Source organism: Agaribacillus sp. DX54 (genome assembly GCF_056858335.1).
The window spans coordinates 37616-56089 of record NZ_JBXEQE010000011.1 but is presented as its reverse complement, the minus strand read 5'-3'; the positions used below and the strand labels follow the sequence as shown (position 1 = coordinate 56089).

At 40.0% G+C, this 18474-nt stretch carries 10 protein-coding genes; 4 read left to right on the top strand and 6 right to left on the bottom strand.

Translation table 11 applies throughout. The features are described 5' to 3' along the window. Window positions 1-73: 73 nt before the first annotated feature. From AC04NP_RS13595 to AC04NP_RS13570, 6 genes are all read right to left on the bottom strand, one after another. The gene (locus AC04NP_RS13595; RefSeq protein WP_482860310.1) at window positions 74-3103 is read right to left on the bottom strand and encodes a glycosyl hydrolase; all 3030 of its coding nucleotides are present in this window, start codon (window positions 3101-3103) and stop codon (window positions 74-76) included. A 78-nt stretch (window positions 3104-3181) separates the two neighbouring features. Next, a complete protein-coding gene (locus AC04NP_RS13590; protein WP_482860309.1) occupies window positions 3182-4660 on the bottom strand; it encodes a RagB/SusD family nutrient uptake outer membrane protein in 1479 nt (492 codons plus the stop codon). 43 nt (window positions 4661-4703) lie between these two features. Continuing rightward, window positions 4704-7844, bottom strand: coding sequence for a SusC/RagA family TonB-linked outer membrane protein (locus tag AC04NP_RS13585; protein ID WP_482860308.1), 3141 nt, complete (start codon window positions 7842-7844; stop codon window positions 4704-4706). A gap of 786 nt (window positions 7845-8630) precedes the next feature. Next, on the bottom strand, window positions 8631-9668 hold the full coding sequence (locus AC04NP_RS13580) for an L-rhamnose/proton symporter RhaT (RefSeq protein ID WP_482860307.1): 1038 nt from the start codon (window positions 9666-9668) through the stop codon (window positions 8631-8633). Then, window positions 9665-10498 carry a sugar phosphate isomerase/epimerase family protein gene (locus AC04NP_RS13575; protein ID WP_482860306.1) on the bottom strand — a complete coding sequence of 278 codons (834 nt, stop codon included), beginning with the start codon at window positions 10496-10498 and terminating at the stop codon, window positions 9665-9667. Before AC04NP_RS13575 ends, AC04NP_RS13580 begins: the two co-directional genes overlap by 4 nt. A gap of 6 nt (window positions 10499-10504) precedes the next feature. Next, window positions 10505-11335 (bottom strand): phytanoyl-CoA dioxygenase family protein, encoded by an 831-nt coding sequence (locus AC04NP_RS13570; protein WP_482860305.1) that lies wholly within the window; start codon window positions 11333-11335, stop codon window positions 10505-10507. 113 nt (window positions 11336-11448) lie between these two features. Between AC04NP_RS13570 and AC04NP_RS13565 the strand changes: the two genes are divergently transcribed. The 4 genes from AC04NP_RS13565 (at window position 11449) to AC04NP_RS13550 (ending at window position 18451) form a co-directional block, all read left to right on the top strand. Then, window positions 11449-12318 carry an AraC family transcriptional regulator gene (locus AC04NP_RS13565; protein ID WP_482860304.1) on the top strand — a complete coding sequence of 290 codons (870 nt, stop codon included), beginning with the start codon at window positions 11449-11451 and terminating at the stop codon, window positions 12316-12318. 531 nt (window positions 12319-12849) lie between these two features. Further along, window positions 12850-13539, top strand: a complete 690-nt coding sequence (locus AC04NP_RS13560; RefSeq protein WP_482860303.1) for an RNA polymerase sigma factor — start codon at window positions 12850-12852, stop codon at window positions 13537-13539. A 273-nt stretch (window positions 13540-13812) separates the two neighbouring features. Further along, entirely contained in the window at window positions 13813-14844 is a 1032-nt protein-coding gene (locus AC04NP_RS13555) for a FecR family protein (RefSeq protein ID WP_482860302.1), read from the top strand. Between the two features lie 166 nt (window positions 14845-15010). Further along, window positions 15011-18451 (top strand): SusC/RagA family TonB-linked outer membrane protein, encoded by a 3441-nt coding sequence (locus AC04NP_RS13550; protein ID WP_482860301.1) that lies wholly within the window; start codon window positions 15011-15013, stop codon window positions 18449-18451. The last annotated feature ends 23 nt before the right edge of the window (window positions 18452-18474 follow it).

Sequence of the window (18474 nt, the reverse complement as noted above, 5' to 3'; positions counted from 1 at the left end):
TATCTTTGATTATCCACAAAAATGGTTACTTGCCTCACATTTGTACCTGTTTAAGGCACCTTGCGCATCCTTTTTATCGGCCAATAAGTATTCTAACAGGTCCGATTAACCCCGACGCCAGCAATGGGTCATTCCTTCGATAAAAATTGTGGGTAACAAACGTATATCGCTTGGTAGGTCTTTTTTCACCATTTTCTAACCAGGAAGGCCAATCGCCATTTTCAGATTGGTCATTTTCATAATTTTCATCACCTATTAATCTATTTACCCAAAGATTTGCCACTTCTATTTCAAGGTTATTTTTGCCTTTTTTCAAATAGCGTGTGATATTTAATAGATGATTCGTCCATACAATGCCAACTTCCTGGCCATTGAGGTATACCCTGGCCATATTTTCCAGTTTTCCCAAGTCCAGGTAAAAATCCTGTTCCTTATTAGCCAACTGTCGTTTGGAAATATGGAATGTTTTTTTGTAGACAGCCTTTCCTGAGTAATATTTTATGCCAGGGTCGGAGCTGCTGGTCCAATCCAATAGATTTTCAAATTCAATATTATCGGGTCCTCCCCATAAAGTGTCAAACGAAACCATCCAGGGGCCTTCTATGTTCACTGACGCTGATAGTACTGGAAAATTTCTTGAAACCTGTGGATCCATGGAAGAACTTATGCCAAACACTATGAGATAACTGGTATGTGGCCCAAATATCATGGGGATAGTGGTAGTGTGCTCGTTTTTCTGGAATGCAGGCAACGGCCGAATGTCACCGGTGATAGGGTCCCATAATTCCGGGTTACCTTTGGTGGATCTGAAAACACAATTAGCAGAGAGGCTATCTGACGTCCGGTTGGACACAAAGTAAATATCGTAATTCTCTGAAGTTCTATGTGTATACCGCAAATCTCCGTCTGCCTCAAAATCGAGCGGGAGGTTCATTTTCTTGAGAATGTTACCGGTGATGTCATAACCGGGGTACATAATAGTATCATTTTCAGGCGTTCTGATTTCACCGCCCCAAATAATTTTTCCTTTTCCTACGGTTTTAGATACAATTTGGGAAGGATTCGGTGTGTTACCCCAGATCTTACTTACCAACATCTTAATATCGTTATCGCAATTTGGGTAGTTGGTCAGGGAAGGAGATCTTTCCGGTGGGAGTCCGATGACGGTGGCTCCATTAAGTAAGAGCGTATAGATTTTGTTGAGAAGCGCCGGTGTCATAGATGGCGTATAGGGTAATATCAGTGCGCGGTAGGTTGCACCACCAGGAAATACTATTTTATGATCTTTCACCTGTGCTGAAGTTAATTGTGACGGCGCACAACCATCGAAATTGTAACCTTTGCGATCGGGCAAAACAGAATTTGCGGCAATGAGAGCAGATGGAGGGGCTTTGAAAACATGAGGCGAACCCTCAGGGGTTAAATATAAAATATCCGCTGAAGTACGGCCTTTGCTTAACATATACTGAATTCTTGAAACATAGGTATGATAGGCGCCGACCATTGACCACCAGGTCTGGTTCCGGTTCCAGTGCACACCATACGGACCCATTGTCATGCCTGGCTTTAACTTGTTATTTAAAGACTGGTGTTGGAAGGTGTGAAACATTAACTTATTTATTCCTTGCGCAAAGGCCCAATCCGTTTGATTTTTCATGGAACCGGGAAATTGCCTGAATCCTTCCGCTTCCGAAGTAAAAGACTCGGCCGGTAAGATAGCTTGCCCTTTTATATGGGCTATCGAAGCTGCTTCTATTACTGAAAAGGCACTGTTGAATCCAAAGCCATCACTCCAAAATTCTGCCATGATGACATCGGCCATGTTACCTAATTCCAAATCCGCTGTGGGATTCATATCATAGGGCTCGATTGAAAGCTTTAAACCGTAACTATGCGCGTAATCCTTGATATATTGAGCATGCCTTTCCAAAATTAACGCTTGTGATGTCTGGCGAAGATCCCATAAAAACCGTTCACTCATCTCTTCGTTGCCAACGACATGTCCGGCATAAACCGGAAAATAAAGCAGCGGATCGTATCCTCTGCGATTGCTGAACTCTTCCCTGAAACTTCCGCTCCAATTCTGCGCTCCCATCTCCCAGCTATCCATGTGGAGTCGCTTTAGTCCTCCATTTCCTTCGGCTGCAGTGAACCCTAACTTTTTGAATAATTTTCCTACATAGTTATCCAAATGATTTTTAATGGCAACAGTATCGAATTTGTCCGATTCAAAACCTAAGCCAGGAACGGGCGCGGGTCTTGTAATTGCCCCGTTGTTTCGGGCGCCAAATCGCATGATGGTCCATATACGATCATCCGGAGGACGCCAGTTTAGAACGCCTTCCTGGTTGAGTCGATCTGATAAATCTACTATTTCATCAAATTGAATGACGGAATTATCGGAGGGTTCCTTAAAATTCCTTTTAAAGGGGATGAATTGACTTGTACCCGGTACGGAAGTATAAGGTGCCCGGTAATAAAGTGCCTTCTCGTCTATATCTTTTATAGGGTCAATTTCCTTCAAAGATTTCGGAAAAGCCAAAACAGCGACGTCCTTGTAATATGCCGATCTTTTCTTTGCCAGCTTCGGGGTGAGGCTATGCTCTCCAAAATATGGTTTTTTAGGTTGTGGTACCGGAAGGCGCAAAGGAAACATGGTGGTGTGATCGACCTCCAAACTACTGGCTACGAGATGTTGCATGGACTCTTTTGTCTGTACCCATGGCCCTCCGCTACCTGTCCACCCGGGACCGACACCCAGAATCATTTCGATCCCCAGCCTCTTGCATTCATTGACCGCGTGAACAAACAGATTTTGCCATTCCTCACTCAAAAATTCCACTTTACCTCTCGGCACTCCCACATTTACTTCCAAAAATATAACGCTGGATATCCCTGAGTTTTTCATTGATTCCAAATCTTCTGTCATACCTTTCGCAGACATATTGCCGTCCATAAAGTACCAATAAACTCCCGGCCAGCTTGATGTGGGGGGATTTTGAAAGTCTGACTTCCAGGTTTTAACAGGTACTTTTTCTTGTGGAAAAGCTTTGGTGAGAAAAAGTAGCACCAAAGAAAAAAGCGTACAAATAATCGTCTTCATACATTTCATGAATTGAGTAAGTAATTTCAGTTTTTTTATTAAAGTAGCGTTAAATGGTGGAATAAATAAACGATCGTTTTAGTAGCCAGGATTTTGCTGCAATGATTCCTTTTGCAATGAAATTTGACTATCGGGAATTGGGAACAGAATTTCATATTCCTCAAAATCATAATCATTGCCACCAAATGGAACCCCTGATCTATTAATTGTAGGGCTATCTAATTCATCTTGACCGTGACTGTTTAATAAACTTACCAACTCGGCATTGGAATATTGTCTTCTTACATCAAACCATCTATGGTTTTCAAAAGCAAGTTCAATTCTTCTTTCATGAAAGACAGCTTCCCTAAAAGACGCCGTATTCAATCCGCTTAAACTACTTAGACCGGCTCTGTTTCTTACTTCATTCAAGTATTCATAGGCTTGTCCAGTGGGCCCGGATTGTTCGTTAATGGCCTCGGCAAGCATTAATAGAACATCTGCATATCTTAAAACAGGCCAATTATCATCTGTTCTTCCCGGAAGCGCATGCTCATGTGTATACTTTATAATGTAAGGGATGTTTACAAATGTACCATTATCGGTATATCCTTCTCTAAGAGAAGCATCCTTTCTAAGATCACCCGGTTCGTAATCGTTGATCAGATCATTGGTTGGCATATTAAACCCGCCAGTACCCACAGCTGCAAAACCAGTGATAATTCCATTGGAAAATAATGGGGCAAAAGTATAGGCAAAACCACTATGTTCTCCCAAATTATTGCCTCCCAAAAACTGAACTTCAAATATAGATTCTGCATGATTTTTATTATCCGGATCAAAAATATCCTCATAATCAGGCAGCAAACTATAGTTCCCCAAAACTTTATCCAATTCAGTGATAGCTTCACCGTATCTCCCTAGCGTTAGAAAGACTTTACCCAAAAGCGTCAATGCTGCCCCCTTGGGAACCCTTCCGATATCATTGCCTGAATATGCTTGTTTTTCAGGTAAAAGTGTACTGGCTTCTGTTAAATCGGCTATGATTTGGTTATAAATGTCTTCTTCAGCAGATCGTGTTAAAGTTTGAGAACCTTCAACGGATTCCAGTGGTTCGGTAAGTAAGATAACAGGGCCGAAATAGTGTGCTAAATTATAGTAATAATAAGCTCTTAAAAATAATAATTCCCCTGTATATTGATTAACCTTACCCGTGCCTTGTAAGTCGGACTCCTTAATTCGGGCTAGTGTTGTATTGATGTTATGGAGGCTGTTATAATATCCGGCATACATCTGATCAATATTTACATTTGCTGAAGCAATGGTCCATGTTTCAAATGCTTCGATACGGTCTACCTGTCCTCTATCCTGCGCATTCAAATGAATCGTTGTATTATCTGTCATCAATTCATTAAAAATAAACTGACTTCCAATGATTCCTTGTAGTTGTCCGTAGATACCGTTTAAGGCTTGTTCAACTTCCGTTTCATTACTATAAAAGTTGCCCACTATAACACTATTCGGATCGTCAATTTCCAAAAAATCCTCAGTACATGAAAAGGATACTATTGACATCATAAACACAAAATATGTTCTTAAATACTTTTTCATCATTCACTTTTTAAAAGTTAATATTTAATCCTAATGAGAATGTCCTTGGTACAGGATAGTGATCATTGTCCACCCCAATAGTAACTGTTTGAGGATTAAAAGGATTACCGGAATTGGATTCCGGGTTGTTACCAGGATAATCGGTAAATAAAAGAAAATTATCGATGGTACTGTAAAACCTTAAATCGAATGCTTTGCTGATTTTAGGGAAATTGTATCCTAAGGTAAGCGTCCTAAACCACAGGTGACTGGCATCGTATACAAACCTTGAACTGGCTTCCCGTGTAAATTGAAAATTTCCTGTACTGGCCCATTCCCCAATACCAGGGTTATCAGGAGACCGCCATCTATTTATCATTCTGGAATCCACATTGAACACGCCGTCTACATTCATCGTAAAAGGTTCTATATTCCTGAATAAATCATAATTTTGTGCACCGGTGAAGTTCATACTTAAATCAAAATTTTTGTATTCCAGATATATATTGAGTCCCCAGGTAAAATCCGGATTCGGATTACCGATAATGGTCCAGTCCTGTCGATCGTAAGTGATTTGACCGTCACCATTTACATCTTCATATTGATAGGTGCCTACCGTATTTCCCGGATGTGACGGAGCGTTGGAGATTTCTTCTTCTGTTTCAAATATTTTCAATTTTTTAAAACCATAAAGCATACCTATCGGTTGTCCAACCCTGAAAATATTATTTCCGCCGTAGAAATCGTTACTTACAAAGATCTCTTCCAAATCACCGTCCAAGGCTAAAATTTCATTTCTATTGAATGCGATATTAAAATTTGTTCTAACCCTGAAATCACCGAAGGTTTCCCTGTAATCGATACCAAGTTCAAAACCTTTATTTTCTACTTTTCCAATATTGGAAAGCGCGGTACCGAATCCGGTAGTGGCGGGAACCTGCAGTGGCAACAACATATCTTCGGTTGTTCTTTGGTAAAACTCCGTCACCACCATGATTTTGTCGTCAAAAAGCCCTATATCTAATCCTATATCCAATTGCTTCGATGTCTCCCATTTTAAATCGGGGTTTCCGAAATTGGAAATTACTCTTCCTCCTACCAATTGGCCGCCCAATACATAATTATTAGCCGATAAGCGAGCCAAGTGTGTGAAATCACCTATATTGTTGTTTCCTGTTACACCCCAACTACCTCTTAACTTGAGGTCAGAGACAAAAGCGTTCTTGGGAAAAAAAACCTCTTCAGAAACTCTCCAGCCTAATGAAAAAGCAGGAAAATCGCCCCATTTATTGTTCTTGCCAAACCTGGAACTGCCTTCTCTCCTGTAAGAGGCAGAGAGTAAATACTTATTATCATAGGCGTAGTTGACTCTTCCCAAAAATGCCACTAGCCCCCATCCATCGATATTAGAAGAAGAGGAAGTCTCACTGGCAGCAGAAAGATAGGGTATTAGGTCATCCGGAAATTGCTCCCCATTACCTGATAAATTATCTAAACGCGCTTTCTGTACAACGTAACCAGCGGTAAAATCGAATTCATTTTTATCCAATGAAGTCACATAGGATAAGATATTGTCAAAAGTATAGTTTGAGGCTCTGTATGCCCTTTCTCCGGAATTTGCTATGGTTGGAGGAGGATTATTCCAATCAGCTATGGTCGATGGTTTAAAAAAACGACCACGCCCATTTTCCATGGATACATTCACAGAGGTCTTCAGGGATAGCCCCTTGAGCGGAGTCAGCTCAATAGACCCATTCGAGAGTAGATAAGAGACGGCTGTATAATTGGTAATCTCATGTAATACCTGAACAGGATTCTGATAGCCAAAAACGCCGTCCCGACCGCCTATATAGTCGTTAAAACTTCCATCCTCATTATAAACAGGATCCCTGGGATCGGCAAGATAGGCAGCGCTGATAACAGACGTTGTGAAATTTCCACCTATCGTATTTCCTGGGTCATTTCGTGTAGAATACCTTCCGGACAAGTTCCAGTCTACCTTGAGGTAGTCATTGAATTTATTGCTAAGGTTGACTCTGCCATTAAAAACTTGAAAATCCGTTTTCCTAATTACACCTTCCTGATTTAAATATCCTAATGACAGGTATGATTTTAGTTTTTCATTTCCATTTGACATACTTAAATTGAGGTCTTGCACCAAGGCCGTTCTGAGAATTTCGTCCTGCCAGTTTGTCGAATGCTGTACTTGATCGGGAAATCTCCATGCTTCGGGAATTTCTTCCGGCATCGGATCCCTGCCTTGAATTCTTCTAAAATCATCTGTAACCCTTTCGTTCTGAAATTGAACGAATTGTTGAGCGTTCAGTACTTCTACCCTTCTCGAATCAGGAACAGTATGAAAACCCTGATCTATATTGATATCGAGTTTTGAGACACCATTTTTTCCTGACTTGGTTGTTATCAAGACAACGCCATTTGAGCCGCGGGCACCATAAATTGAGGTAGAGGCGGCGTCTTTTAAAATTGTAATCGATTCTATGTCATTTGCATCAACATATTGACCTACGTTGTTGGCCAAGGGAAATCCGTCCACTACATACAGAGGGTCGCTAGTTGCCCCTAAAGAGCTAATTCCTCGAATTCTTACTTCAAACTCCTGACCAGGGCTGCCCGTTGTTTGTTTAACCTGTACGCCGGGGGCCTGACCTTGCAATAACCTGGAGGCGTTAGAAATACCGATATTCTCAACCAGATCCACATCGACCTCCGAGACAGCGGAGGTAATATCGCTTTTACGCTGATTGCCATAACCCATAACAACGATTTCATCCAAACTAGTCAGATCAGCCGCTAGCCTGATGATTAAATCAGTTGCTCCGTTAACTTTCACTTCTTTTTGCAGATAACCCACAAATGATATTAAAAGCGTTGCGTCTTCAGCGGCAGACAACGTAAATCTGCCGTCAGAATCTGTGATTGTTCCATTGTCCGTACCTTTTTCCAACACCGTAGCGCCGGGCAAGGGTTGGCCGGTTTCGTCAAGTACCCTTCCGCTGATATTGATTTGTTCGCTAGGCTCAGCAAGGTTACCTTTAGGCTGTTCATTCCTGTCCGCTAAAACAATATGGGAACTCGAACAGCATAGTATAATTATGCCATAAATACAGATTTTAAGTACGATCGATAAATCATTGTAAATGTTTGTTTTCATAAAGATTTTTATTTTGGTGGTTGGTTAGCTGTGGCTTAAGCAGCCACAGTTCCCCAATAAATTAATGGTCTGTGGATGACGTGTTGTTTTTTTTGCCTGGTAGTTACGGTCTACATTTGCATTAGATTTATTTTTAAAGCATTGTGATTGCTGCTTCAACAACCGGATTTCAACGGATGCCAGACCTTATTCAAGAATTAACTCCCACCTTCGATGGCCGGATTTTTGAACGGGCAGGATAATTCTTATATGTAAGGATTGAGTTGCCTGGTAGTTACCATAAATATTCAGGGGCAGACGATCATTCAACGGGCTTTGATCCCACAAAAAATGAATAAAAAAGGCAATAAACGGATTCTTTCTACCCCATTTGTTATGCAATGACTTTGCATAGTGATCATGTAATTATTTCGTTCATCTTTTAGATTTTCTCATATTTTTAGTAATTAGATTTCATTAAAACTATTTATAAAATTTGTTATTGTCCATAATCAATTTGTCTAATAATATATACTATTTGATTACAAGCTGTATGAAGCAACAGGCACGGTAAAAAAGATTGAAAGATATCGTCTGAAATCCCTTTTCAAGAATTATAGGGTCATATATTTGGCAAACAGGAAAATACTATATTACTCAAAGCCTGAAAACATCGCTTAGTTGCCATTCGAATCATAACAACAATCGTCAAAATTATTGGTAAAATTTAGCTGATGAGAAGGATTTTGTACGGCATTATGACAATGAGGAGCAATGCGTTAAGACCGGGTATTTCAAATTAACAAATTATTCAATGGAATTTCCATAACCAATGACTACTGTAGATAAAATCAACATCAACAATCCAAATAGTAAAAATCTTTTGGTTTTTAAAGAACTGCCATCCCATTCTTTTAAAATCCATCCCCAAATATTTGAGAACAGTATAATAAAGCTGATATGCAAACTCCAGCTTGCAAAATCAAATTTATCTAATTGAGTCGATCCCATACCGTAAAAGAAAAATTGGAAATACCAGGTTGTGCCGGCCACTATGCAGAGCATAAAATTCCGGACAGATTTGGTCCACGTTACTGACAACAATGAATCAATTGACTTTTTTCGTATAATCTGATAAATACACCAAATCAAATTGGTTGTTAATCCTCCGATCATGATGACGGCAAATAAAAAGCTGTTGGCGAAAAGTTCGTTTGATGATAAAGGGGTAACTATTTCCGTAATCTCCTTTCCGGATGCCAACCCAAAAGCAAAACATGCGGAAAGTATACCTGATATTGTTGCGACGATCATACCTTTCGTGTAATCAAATTCAACAATGGTACCCCCCGCAGCTTGTCGGGCCAATTCTTTTTCTTTCATCATGCCGGCATATCCAATGATAAAAGCAGCGCCAACACCGCCCACTACGCCCATCAGAATAACCCGGCCGGATAAGGTATACATCAAATCGAGAAAAATGCCTTCTGCAATAGGGGGAATGAGCGTTCCAAATATAGCGGTCAAACTTAAGGCAACCGCCATGCCCAACGATAACCCTAAGTATCGAATGCTAAGGCCAAATGATAACCCCCCAATTCCCCAAAGCATTCCAAAAAAGTATGGCCATTTCATCAGATTTGGAGGTATTGCTTCCAGTAGGTTTAAAGGGCTTTTGTAGATCAAACAAATGGCTGATATGGGCACGATGAACCACGCAAAAATCCCTCCTGTTAACCAGTAAACTTCCCATGGCCATTTAGACACTTTTTTATAAGGGAGGTAAAAACTGCCGGCAGCTAAACCTCCCACTGCATGGAAAAGTATTCCTAAAACAGGATTCATAACTCATTGAGAACTTCTTGAAACAATTGTTTAATATAGTCCTTCATATATAGATTGAGTTCCCAGGGGTCACTCAGCGGGGTGTGTGTGAATGGCATGCTTACTGTATAAGGTATGGGACCGAATTCAGGTGTTACAGTAGTATAGGGTCTTTGTTCATCAATATGTCTTTTCATTATTTTTTTCCACCAACCTGAAAATGCCTTCATTTCATCTTCCCATTCACCTGATCGTGGATCATTTACCTGCGGGCCTTGTGAATAACCGATTCTCGCATGGATGTGTTCCGCCCTCGAGATTGCCATAAGCATAGTATTTTCCTGTTCTTCAAGCAAACTTTCCGATACATTTACCCAATGTGAAAAATCTGCATTGATTTTTAGAAAATCTAAATTAAGAAAAAATTGACGGGCTACGGGAGCGCTGTATAAAAGTCTTCCCCGATGCGTTTCATGGGCAATGGTTACACTGTATTTCTGGCTTATTTCTTCCGCCAATTCAAAAACGTGGCATCCTTCTTCAAAAGACCAGTAGTCTTTTCCTGTATGAGAATTAATCAAAAGCGGTTGAAATGAAGCTGCAAGTTCAAGAGATTTTTGCAGCGCATTGCAGTATTCATGAAAATTATTTCCACTGGCACTATATTGATGTACAATCAAATCCAAATTGTATTTATCCAGACCTGAACGTAGCAGGTGCTGTTCTCTGGCCGAATTTGGAATGCCAATTTCAACCGCATCATAGCCGCTTCGACTGATCTTTTTGAGCATTTCATCCAATCCGTAAGACGCTAATCCCCACCATGTACAGCCACATATTAACCTGGTCATAAAAGGTTAGGATGTAATTTGGTCTGCGGTGTAAATCAACGGGTTTTGCTCATCATCATTCAACAGATCACCCACATTCATTTGACTTACTTTTTCTTCGGTAAGTATATTTTGTATACCATTAAAAATAGCTCCATCGGGCATATATGCGCAAGTCATGGCCCTTCTAAAGCCCGGCGTCATATTGGCCCCGGCGCCGTGAATACACAAGCCGTTATGAAAGGAAGCGGCGCCCGCTTTCATGGTTGCAGAGAAAGGATTGATATTGGCAAATTCAGGATAAAATTTGAAAACAGCGTTCATATTTTTTGTAATGCCGGGATTTTGAAAACCGGTTTTTTTATGTGATCCGGGTATAAAATACAGACATCCGTTTTCTACCGTAGCATCATCCAATGCGACCCATATGGAGAGTGCATTTCTGTCGCTGAAAGACCAAAATGGGGTGTCCAGGTGCCAGGCTGTCGGATTGGCCCACGGCCTTTTAATCAGCGCCTGATCATGCCAGATTCTGATGCCGGTTACACCTGCTAACGTCGCTGCCATTTTACCGAGTCTTTCATCGAGCATGAGCTTTCGGATGCGGTCATTGGTTTGCCAAAGATTTAATAATTGATCAAATACATTACTGAAATATTCCGGATCTTCATTGTTGCCGTCATCCTCCTCTGCTTTAATCATTTGACCTGGTATTTTAAGGCCGTTTCTTTCACTGACGGCCTCGGTTACCGCCTCACGCCACTCAGTTAATTCTTCGTCATTCAGGAAATTTTCCTGAATGACGAAGCCGTTTTCCTGAAAAAACTTTATTTTATCTTCGGTTAAAATAGTATTCATTTGAAAGTAAAAGTCAATAAGATGATTTTTTTGAAAATTATCTTTTCAAATGTATTATTTCATACTATATTTCGCCATAATCATTTTGCTTAATAATATATAAATTTTGACTATTGGAGAATTACTTTAAATACTTTAAGTATTTTAATAATAAATCCTGGGGATTAAGAATCATTACATGTGGGTATTACCATGGAAGCAGTGGAGACAAATATCCTTCGGAAGGCCATCCTGAAAGTCATGCGCTTACATGGGGAAAAGGCAGGAAATTAAAGGGGTGTTACCTGGTTTATATTCCCACGGGTAGGGGAGAATTTGAGACTGAAAATTCAAAAGTAAATATTCTTCCCGGTGATGTGATCAAATTGTATCCGGAAGACTGGCATCGTTACCGCCCGGATGTGAAGGTAGGTTGGGAAGAGTATTGGATTGGTTTTGAAGGTCCGGCCTTGGAAGATTTTCTTTTAAAAAGTTTGTTTCCGGAAAATAGATCCGAAGTGAGCAATATCGGGCATCACGATGAAGTAATATATCTATTCAACCAGGCGTTAAATATCACCAGAAAAAACTCGCCGGGTTTTACCCAGATAATCACGGGTATTGTATTCCAACTTGTTGCCTATATAATCTACCCCAGTTATCAGGCATCGGCCGGTAAAAAATCAGACTACATTTATGAAGAATCCGTAAGCATCATACGACAGCATATCAAAGACGGAGTAGACTTTCAAAAAATAGCCGAAAACTGTGGACTTAGCTACAGTCATTTTCGAAAATTATTTAAAAAAAAGACAGGGTTTTCTCCCCAACAATTTTTAATTAACGAGCGATTGAGTTATGCCAAGCGGCTGCTGTCATCAACCGACTTAACGGTAGAAGAGATATCAGAAAAATGTGGATTTCAATCGGCATTTTATTTTTCTAATATATTTAAGAAAAAGACGGGATATTCTCCGGGTAAGCTAAAATACAATCGCCATTAAAACATGAGACGATCATCAAAATAGCGAATGGCCTGGCAAGCAGATTATCCTGCCTCATAAAGTTTTAAGCCCTTGATATACTTAAAGTCTTTCTTATCTCATACAGCTTCATCTATGCTAAAAGAAATTTACTTTCTTCAATTGTGCCATGCTGGCATTTCTTGATTTGGGAAACCACGCTGGTGAAATGGATAATTCTCTTTAGTCCTCGAAAAAGACAGTCATTTTAGCGGCGGTAAAGCTTACTGCTACAGCGTTTTTCGATCGATGAATTATTGAAATACTCATGCCATTTTTCTTTAAAAAGTGCTACATTTTATTCCACCATTATACATATTTTCTTTAATTCAGATGCGTTAAAACCCTTTGACCGCACAAACTCGATCTTTCAGGGGGCAATCAGACGGATTACAAAATTACCGGCAATGAATTTTGATTATTGCAATACTTTTGAGATGTTTAGATTTGAAGACTTGATGTTTTAGGGGTTAAATTAAGGGAAATTAACATCGCACGCTTACTTTATATACAATGTCTCACGATGATAATAAAAATCCGGACAAAGGCTTAAATTGGGGGCAGTTAGATTCTTTTGAGGATAAAAGTACGCATCCTTATTTAGTTGCATGGAAAAATGAATCGGAAATTTGGGAACAATTTAGAAATGGTAGCGAACAAGCTATTATCTTCGTCTACCGTACCTATTCTAATAAACTTTTTAATTACGGATGTCAATTCACCACTAAACGGGAAATTGTAGAAGATTGTATCCAGGACCTTTTTATTGATTTAATCAACAGAAAAAAAAGTTTGGGGAAAGTTGCGTCCATAAAATTTTATTTATTCAAGTCACTGAGGTACATGTTACTCAGAGAATTGAAAAAGCAGCGAAAATTAGCATTTAAAGAAAGTTTTGATAGTGATCAGGATTTTTTAATAAATGTTTCTCACGAAATTAAGCTTATCAATGAACAATTCTCCAGAGATCAAAAAAAACTGATTAAAAAATATCTCAATCAACTGCCACCCTTCCAACGAGAAGCGCTTTTGTTGTATTTTTATGAAGGGCTGAGCTATCGGCAAATTGCCGATATGATGCAAACAGGAAAGGTAAAGTCGACCAGGGCTTTGGTGTATAGGGCCATTTCCTCTCTTTCAAATTTTTTAGAATCTCATAAAGACAAGCTGATAACCATTTTTTTCATACGTAACATTCTTTAAACTTCCATTTTATGCTTTTACAAAAGCATAAAATGCACTTATCGTTGTCGCGTGCTTCGGAAAGCCGCCTGACTGGGAAAAACTGCCTTCATATTGATGTAAATATGGCAATAATTAGATATTATTTTTGAAAAAACAGCAATAAATCGATTTAAATAATGATTTAAATATAAAATTTTTCTAAACCTATAGGCATTTCAAAGCTTATTGTCACATGTATATGAATGCTAAAGAAATAAGGGCTATTCTAAAAAATAGTATCAATTGATTCACATGGGATATAAGGAATATGTATTAGAACAGTTTTTAAAGGATGAATATTTTGTTAATTGGGTAATAGCACCTGACTCAGAGTCTGATCACTTCTGGAGAGAATGGATACGGTTGAATCCTGAAAAAAGACCAATCATTGAATCAGCCCGACAACTTATACAAGCCATTGAATATGGACATGAGCATAAACTTTCAGACCATCGCTATCATCAGGTGTTGGAAAATATTCTTGAACATAACAGAATCACCAAACCAACCCAAACCTCAGGTTTCTGGTCGCCAAATTGGGTAGCAGGCTTGGCAGCTTCATTCGTAATACTGCTACTGTCGGGTATCCATTTTTTTAACCGCTCAAATGCGGTAGATCATCGTGATCTGCCGGTTCAAATCATTACTAAAATAACCTCGCCAGGGCAAAAAAAGACAATCGGCTTGCCCGATGGGACTATTGTCAAGCTGAATGCAGGTAGTAAATTAATATATAAACAACCCTTCAGTGAAAATCAAAGAAGTGTTGAATTTGAGGGAGAGGCCTTTTTTGAGGTGGCAAAAGAGGTAGAAAGGCCATTTGTAATTCAATCAGGACAACTAAGGACAAAGGTATTGGGAACCTCCTTTAATGTTCGCTCCTATCAAGATGAAAAAACGATAAGTGTATCGGTGCTGACGGGAAAAGTCGAAATAGAAAATGAAGATGGTAAGTCTGATATTTTGTTTCCGGAAGATATGGGGGTGTATAATAAAGATAATAAGGTCATAACAAAAACAAATTTTGACGGCAAGCGTGTGTTTGGGTGGAAAGATGGTATTTTAGTATTTAAAGACCTGGAAATCAGGACAATATTTTCGATTCTTGAAAAATGGTATGGGGTTAAAATAAGGATCGATAAGGATATGAAAATTACTGGAAGATATACCGGTGAATACCAAAATGCTTCCCTGGAGCGGGTACTGGATGGGATTAGTTATACCTCCAAATTTAGCTATACAATCAACGCAGACGAGGTATTGATTACAAAACAAAACAAATAAGTATGATTAACCAATTTAACTCAAGTTAGATCAGCCGGAACTAATGAATTCCGGCTGACTGTAAAACAGCCCCTTTAGCCAAAGCGTACTTCAGTTTGACGACAGCGTATGCTTTGAAGGGGGGTTTTTAGCAAAAATTATTCTCTCACTAAAAACTATTAAATATATGAAATATGATATACCAAGAAAAATTCTTCTCATGTCAAAACTGTTCTTCTTCGGAATTTTTCTCCAAACCTTATTCATCACTTTGTTGAATGCGAAAGACATTTCAGCACAAAGTAAAAGCATTTACGATATCAGGCTTAACTTAAATGTGACTAACAAAACAATTATTGAAGCCTTTAAGAAGATTGAGAAAAAAACAAAATTCAAATTCACTTACAACACCGACTTCTTCTCAAAGGATCAAATAATATCCATCAGAGCTCAAAACAGATCCTTGGGCTTGATACTGGAAGAAATTGCGAAAAAAGCTGATGTTAACTTTAAAAGAATTGATGAAAATATTCATATAGTTCTGAAAGAAAAAAATAACAGACCTGTTCAGGAACTTGAAATGCAACCCTCAGCTAATAAAACGATTACTGGAAAAGTAACCGATGAAAATGGTGAGGATTTGCCAGGAGTAAATGTTTTTGCAAAGGGCACCAACTTTGGAACCATTACAGATGCTAATGGAAATTATGTGCTGGAGGTTTCTGATGATATTACTGTTTTGGTATTTTCTTATGTAGGTTACTTAAGTGAAGAAATTGAAATTTTGGATAGAGCGGTTATTGATCTGCAACTAACTCCTGATATCGAAACCCTTTCAGAGATCGTTGTAGTGGGTTATGGAACCCAGGAAAGAAAAGATTTGACAGGTTCGGTAGCCACTATCAGCTCTGAGGATATAGATGATATACCCGTAGCGTCAATAGATCAAAAACTGGCCGGACAGGTTGCGGGGGTTCAGGTGAGCACCGTTACCGGAACCCCGGGAGGGGCCGCCAGGATAAGTATCAGGGGCGTCGGGTCGATTGGCGCTAATTCAGATCCTTTGGTGGTAATCGATGGTTTTCCGGTAGGAAACACTTTTGACCAAACCAGTAATCCGCTGAATTTACTGAATCCCGATGACATTGAGTCTATATCCGTATTGAAAGACGCAAGCGCGACCGCCATATACGGATCCCGAGGCGCTAACGGAGTGCTTATTATTAAGACAAAGCAAGGGAGTTCGGGCAAGTTGCAAGTCGATCTTAGCACCTATACCGGCTTTCAACAAGTTCCCCAAAAGGGCAGACGTGATATGCTCAATGCCAGGGAATTTGCCCAATTCCAAAAGGAAATCAGGGAAGATGCAGCCATTGCAGCGGGTGGTACGGCAGAAGATGCCGATATTCCCGAAATGTATCAAAATCCCGAACAATACGGTAAAGGTACCGACTGGTTCGATACGGTGCTGCAAAGCGCTGTTCAGCAAAACTTAAATTTAACGGTTCGCGGAGGTTCGGAAAACCTGAGAGGTATTTTTTCGCTTGGGTATTTTAACCAGGAGGGTGTGGTGAGATATACAGGTTTTGAACGATATACCCTGAGAACAAACCTTGAGGCAGATTTGGGGAATAGAGTAAGAGTAGGTCTTAGTTTAGCTCCTACTTTCAGCAACCAGATCACCAATGACCTTGAAAGGGATTTTTTGGATATCGTCGCTAAATCACAATGGTTTAATCCGATAATTCCCGTAACGGATGAAAATGGGGAAAGAACGCCACATATTGGAGGGCCTGGCCTTTTCAGCGCCCCCAACCCTCTGAACGAGCTGGAGTTTGCAGGCACCGACATCTATGAATTCAGGGGATTGGCCAGCGCTTTTGCCGAATTGGAGATCACCGATGGTTTTACCGCCAAATATAGCTTCACGGTCGACTACAACAATGGCAGGCGCTCTCGTTTTTACCCCAGCTTTTTAGGTACAACAAACAATCCTCCTCCTAACGTTCCGTCATATTCCGTGGACCGGGGGAATTTTTTAAACTGGCAATCCGAGGTACTGCTTGATTACAGAACTGAAATCAACGAGGATCATTCATTGAACCTTACAGCAGGGTTTTCATCGCAGAAAGAAAGACTTCAGGTCATAGAAGTAAACGCCACTGATTTTCCGGATGATGATATCCAAACACTAAATGCCGCAGGTAGAATCACCAGAAATGAGGAGGATATACAGGAATGGGCGCTTGTATCATATTTCGCAAGGGTCAACTACGACTTTAAAGACCGATATCTCCTGACTGCCACCATACGTAGCGACGGTTCCTCACGCTTTGGTAGTGAAAACAGGTATGGCACATTTCCCTCAATAGGAGTGGGATGGAGGATCGATGAAGAATGGTTTTTGAGAGAGTCATTTTTCGACAATTTAAAACTGAGAGCAAGCTATGGTCTTTCGGGTAATTTTAATATCGGCAACTACTCCTACATAGCTACAATTGGTACTACAAATTATGTTTTCGGTGATAGGATCGCAAACGGCCGGAGACCTACTGCCCTTGGAAATCCTAATCTGACCTGGGAAGAGTCCAGACAACTGGATGTTGGCCTGGATATCGGTGTCTTTGACAACAGATTAAATCTCACCATTGATTACTATCGCAGAAATACGGAAAATATGCTGATTGATATACCTATTCCATTTTCATCGGGGTTTGATGCTGCTACAATCAATGGTGGTGAAATTCTGAACCAAGGCTTAGAAATTGCCATAAATTCCAGAAATCTTGTCAAAGAAGATTTTAACTGGACCACCAACTTCAATATTGCCTTTAACAGGAACGAGGTATTGGCGCTTCAGGGTGGCAGCGATTTTATCCTCTCAGGTAGAAGTGGAGAAGGAAGTCCTACTCATATTACCAGAGTAGGTCGTCCGATCGGAGAATTCTATGGATACATCATAGAAGGGGTTTATATGGACCAGGAAGATTTTGACAATTCCCCGAAGCATTCGTCTTCTGTTGTGGGGTCTATCAAATACAGAGATGTGAATGGAGACGGTGTCATAGAAGCTGTCAACGATTTTGATGTTATCGGAAATCCGTATCCCGATTTTATTTTTGGGCTGACCAACACCGTTACTTACAAGGACTTTGACCTCAATGTGGTAATAGATGGTCAATATGGCGGTGAATTGTTAATTGGCGCTAAACAATTTATCGATAATATAGATGGCATATTCAATGTAACGACCGATGTTTTAAACAGATGGCGGTCGCCCGAGAATCCGGGAGATGGGATGACCCCAACCACAAACGGTGCCCGGGTCATCTACAGGGATGTAAACTCGAGCTGGGTAGAGAATTCGTCTTTTCTCAGATTTCGCAACATAACTTTGGGCTATACCCTGCCACGCAAAATACTCAACCAAATTGGTTTTGTCAAAAGGGCCAGAATTTATGCTTCCACCAACAATATTCTAACGATTACGAATTATAGCGGCGGAAACCCTCAGGCAACCAGCAGGTTCAACCGTGGGGGTGGCTCTTTATCATTGTCACCGGGGTTGGACTTCACTTCCTACCCACTCGCAAAAACTTATATTCTCGGGGTAAATTTTTCATTCTAAAAAAGCAAATGATGGAAGCTACT

What these genes read in the sequence shown, in the direction of transcription:
- AC04NP_RS13595 (WP_482860310.1), bottom strand. Translation starts at nt 3,103, where the DNA reads ATGAAGACGATTATTTGTACGCTTTTTTCTTTGGTGCTACTTTTTCTC.
- AC04NP_RS13590 (WP_482860309.1), bottom strand. Translation starts at nt 4,660, where the DNA reads ATGATGTCAATAGTATCCTTTTCATGTACTGAGGATTTTTTGGAAATT.
- AC04NP_RS13585 (WP_482860308.1), bottom strand. Translation starts at nt 7,844, where the DNA reads ATGAAAACAAACATTTACAATGATTTATCGATCGTACTTAAAATCTGT.
- AC04NP_RS13580 (WP_482860307.1), bottom strand. Translation starts at nt 9,668, where the DNA reads ATGAATCCTGTTTTAGGAATACTTTTCCATGCAGTGGGAGGTTTAGCT.
- AC04NP_RS13575 (WP_482860306.1), bottom strand. Translation starts at nt 10,498, where the DNA reads ATGACCAGGTTAATATGTGGCTGTACATGGTGGGGATTAGCGTCTTAC.
- AC04NP_RS13570 (WP_482860305.1), bottom strand. Translation starts at nt 11,335, where the DNA reads ATGAATACTATTTTAACCGAAGATAAAATAAAGTTTTTTCAGGAAAAC.
- AC04NP_RS13560 (WP_482860303.1), top strand. Translation starts at nt 12,850, where the DNA reads ATGTCTCACGATGATAATAAAAATCCGGACAAAGGCTTAAATTGGGGG.
- AC04NP_RS13555 (WP_482860302.1), top strand. Translation starts at nt 13,813, where the DNA reads ATGGGATATAAGGAATATGTATTAGAACAGTTTTTAAAGGATGAATAT.
- AC04NP_RS13550 (WP_482860301.1), top strand. Translation starts at nt 15,011, where the DNA reads ATGAAATATGATATACCAAGAAAAATTCTTCTCATGTCAAAACTGTTC.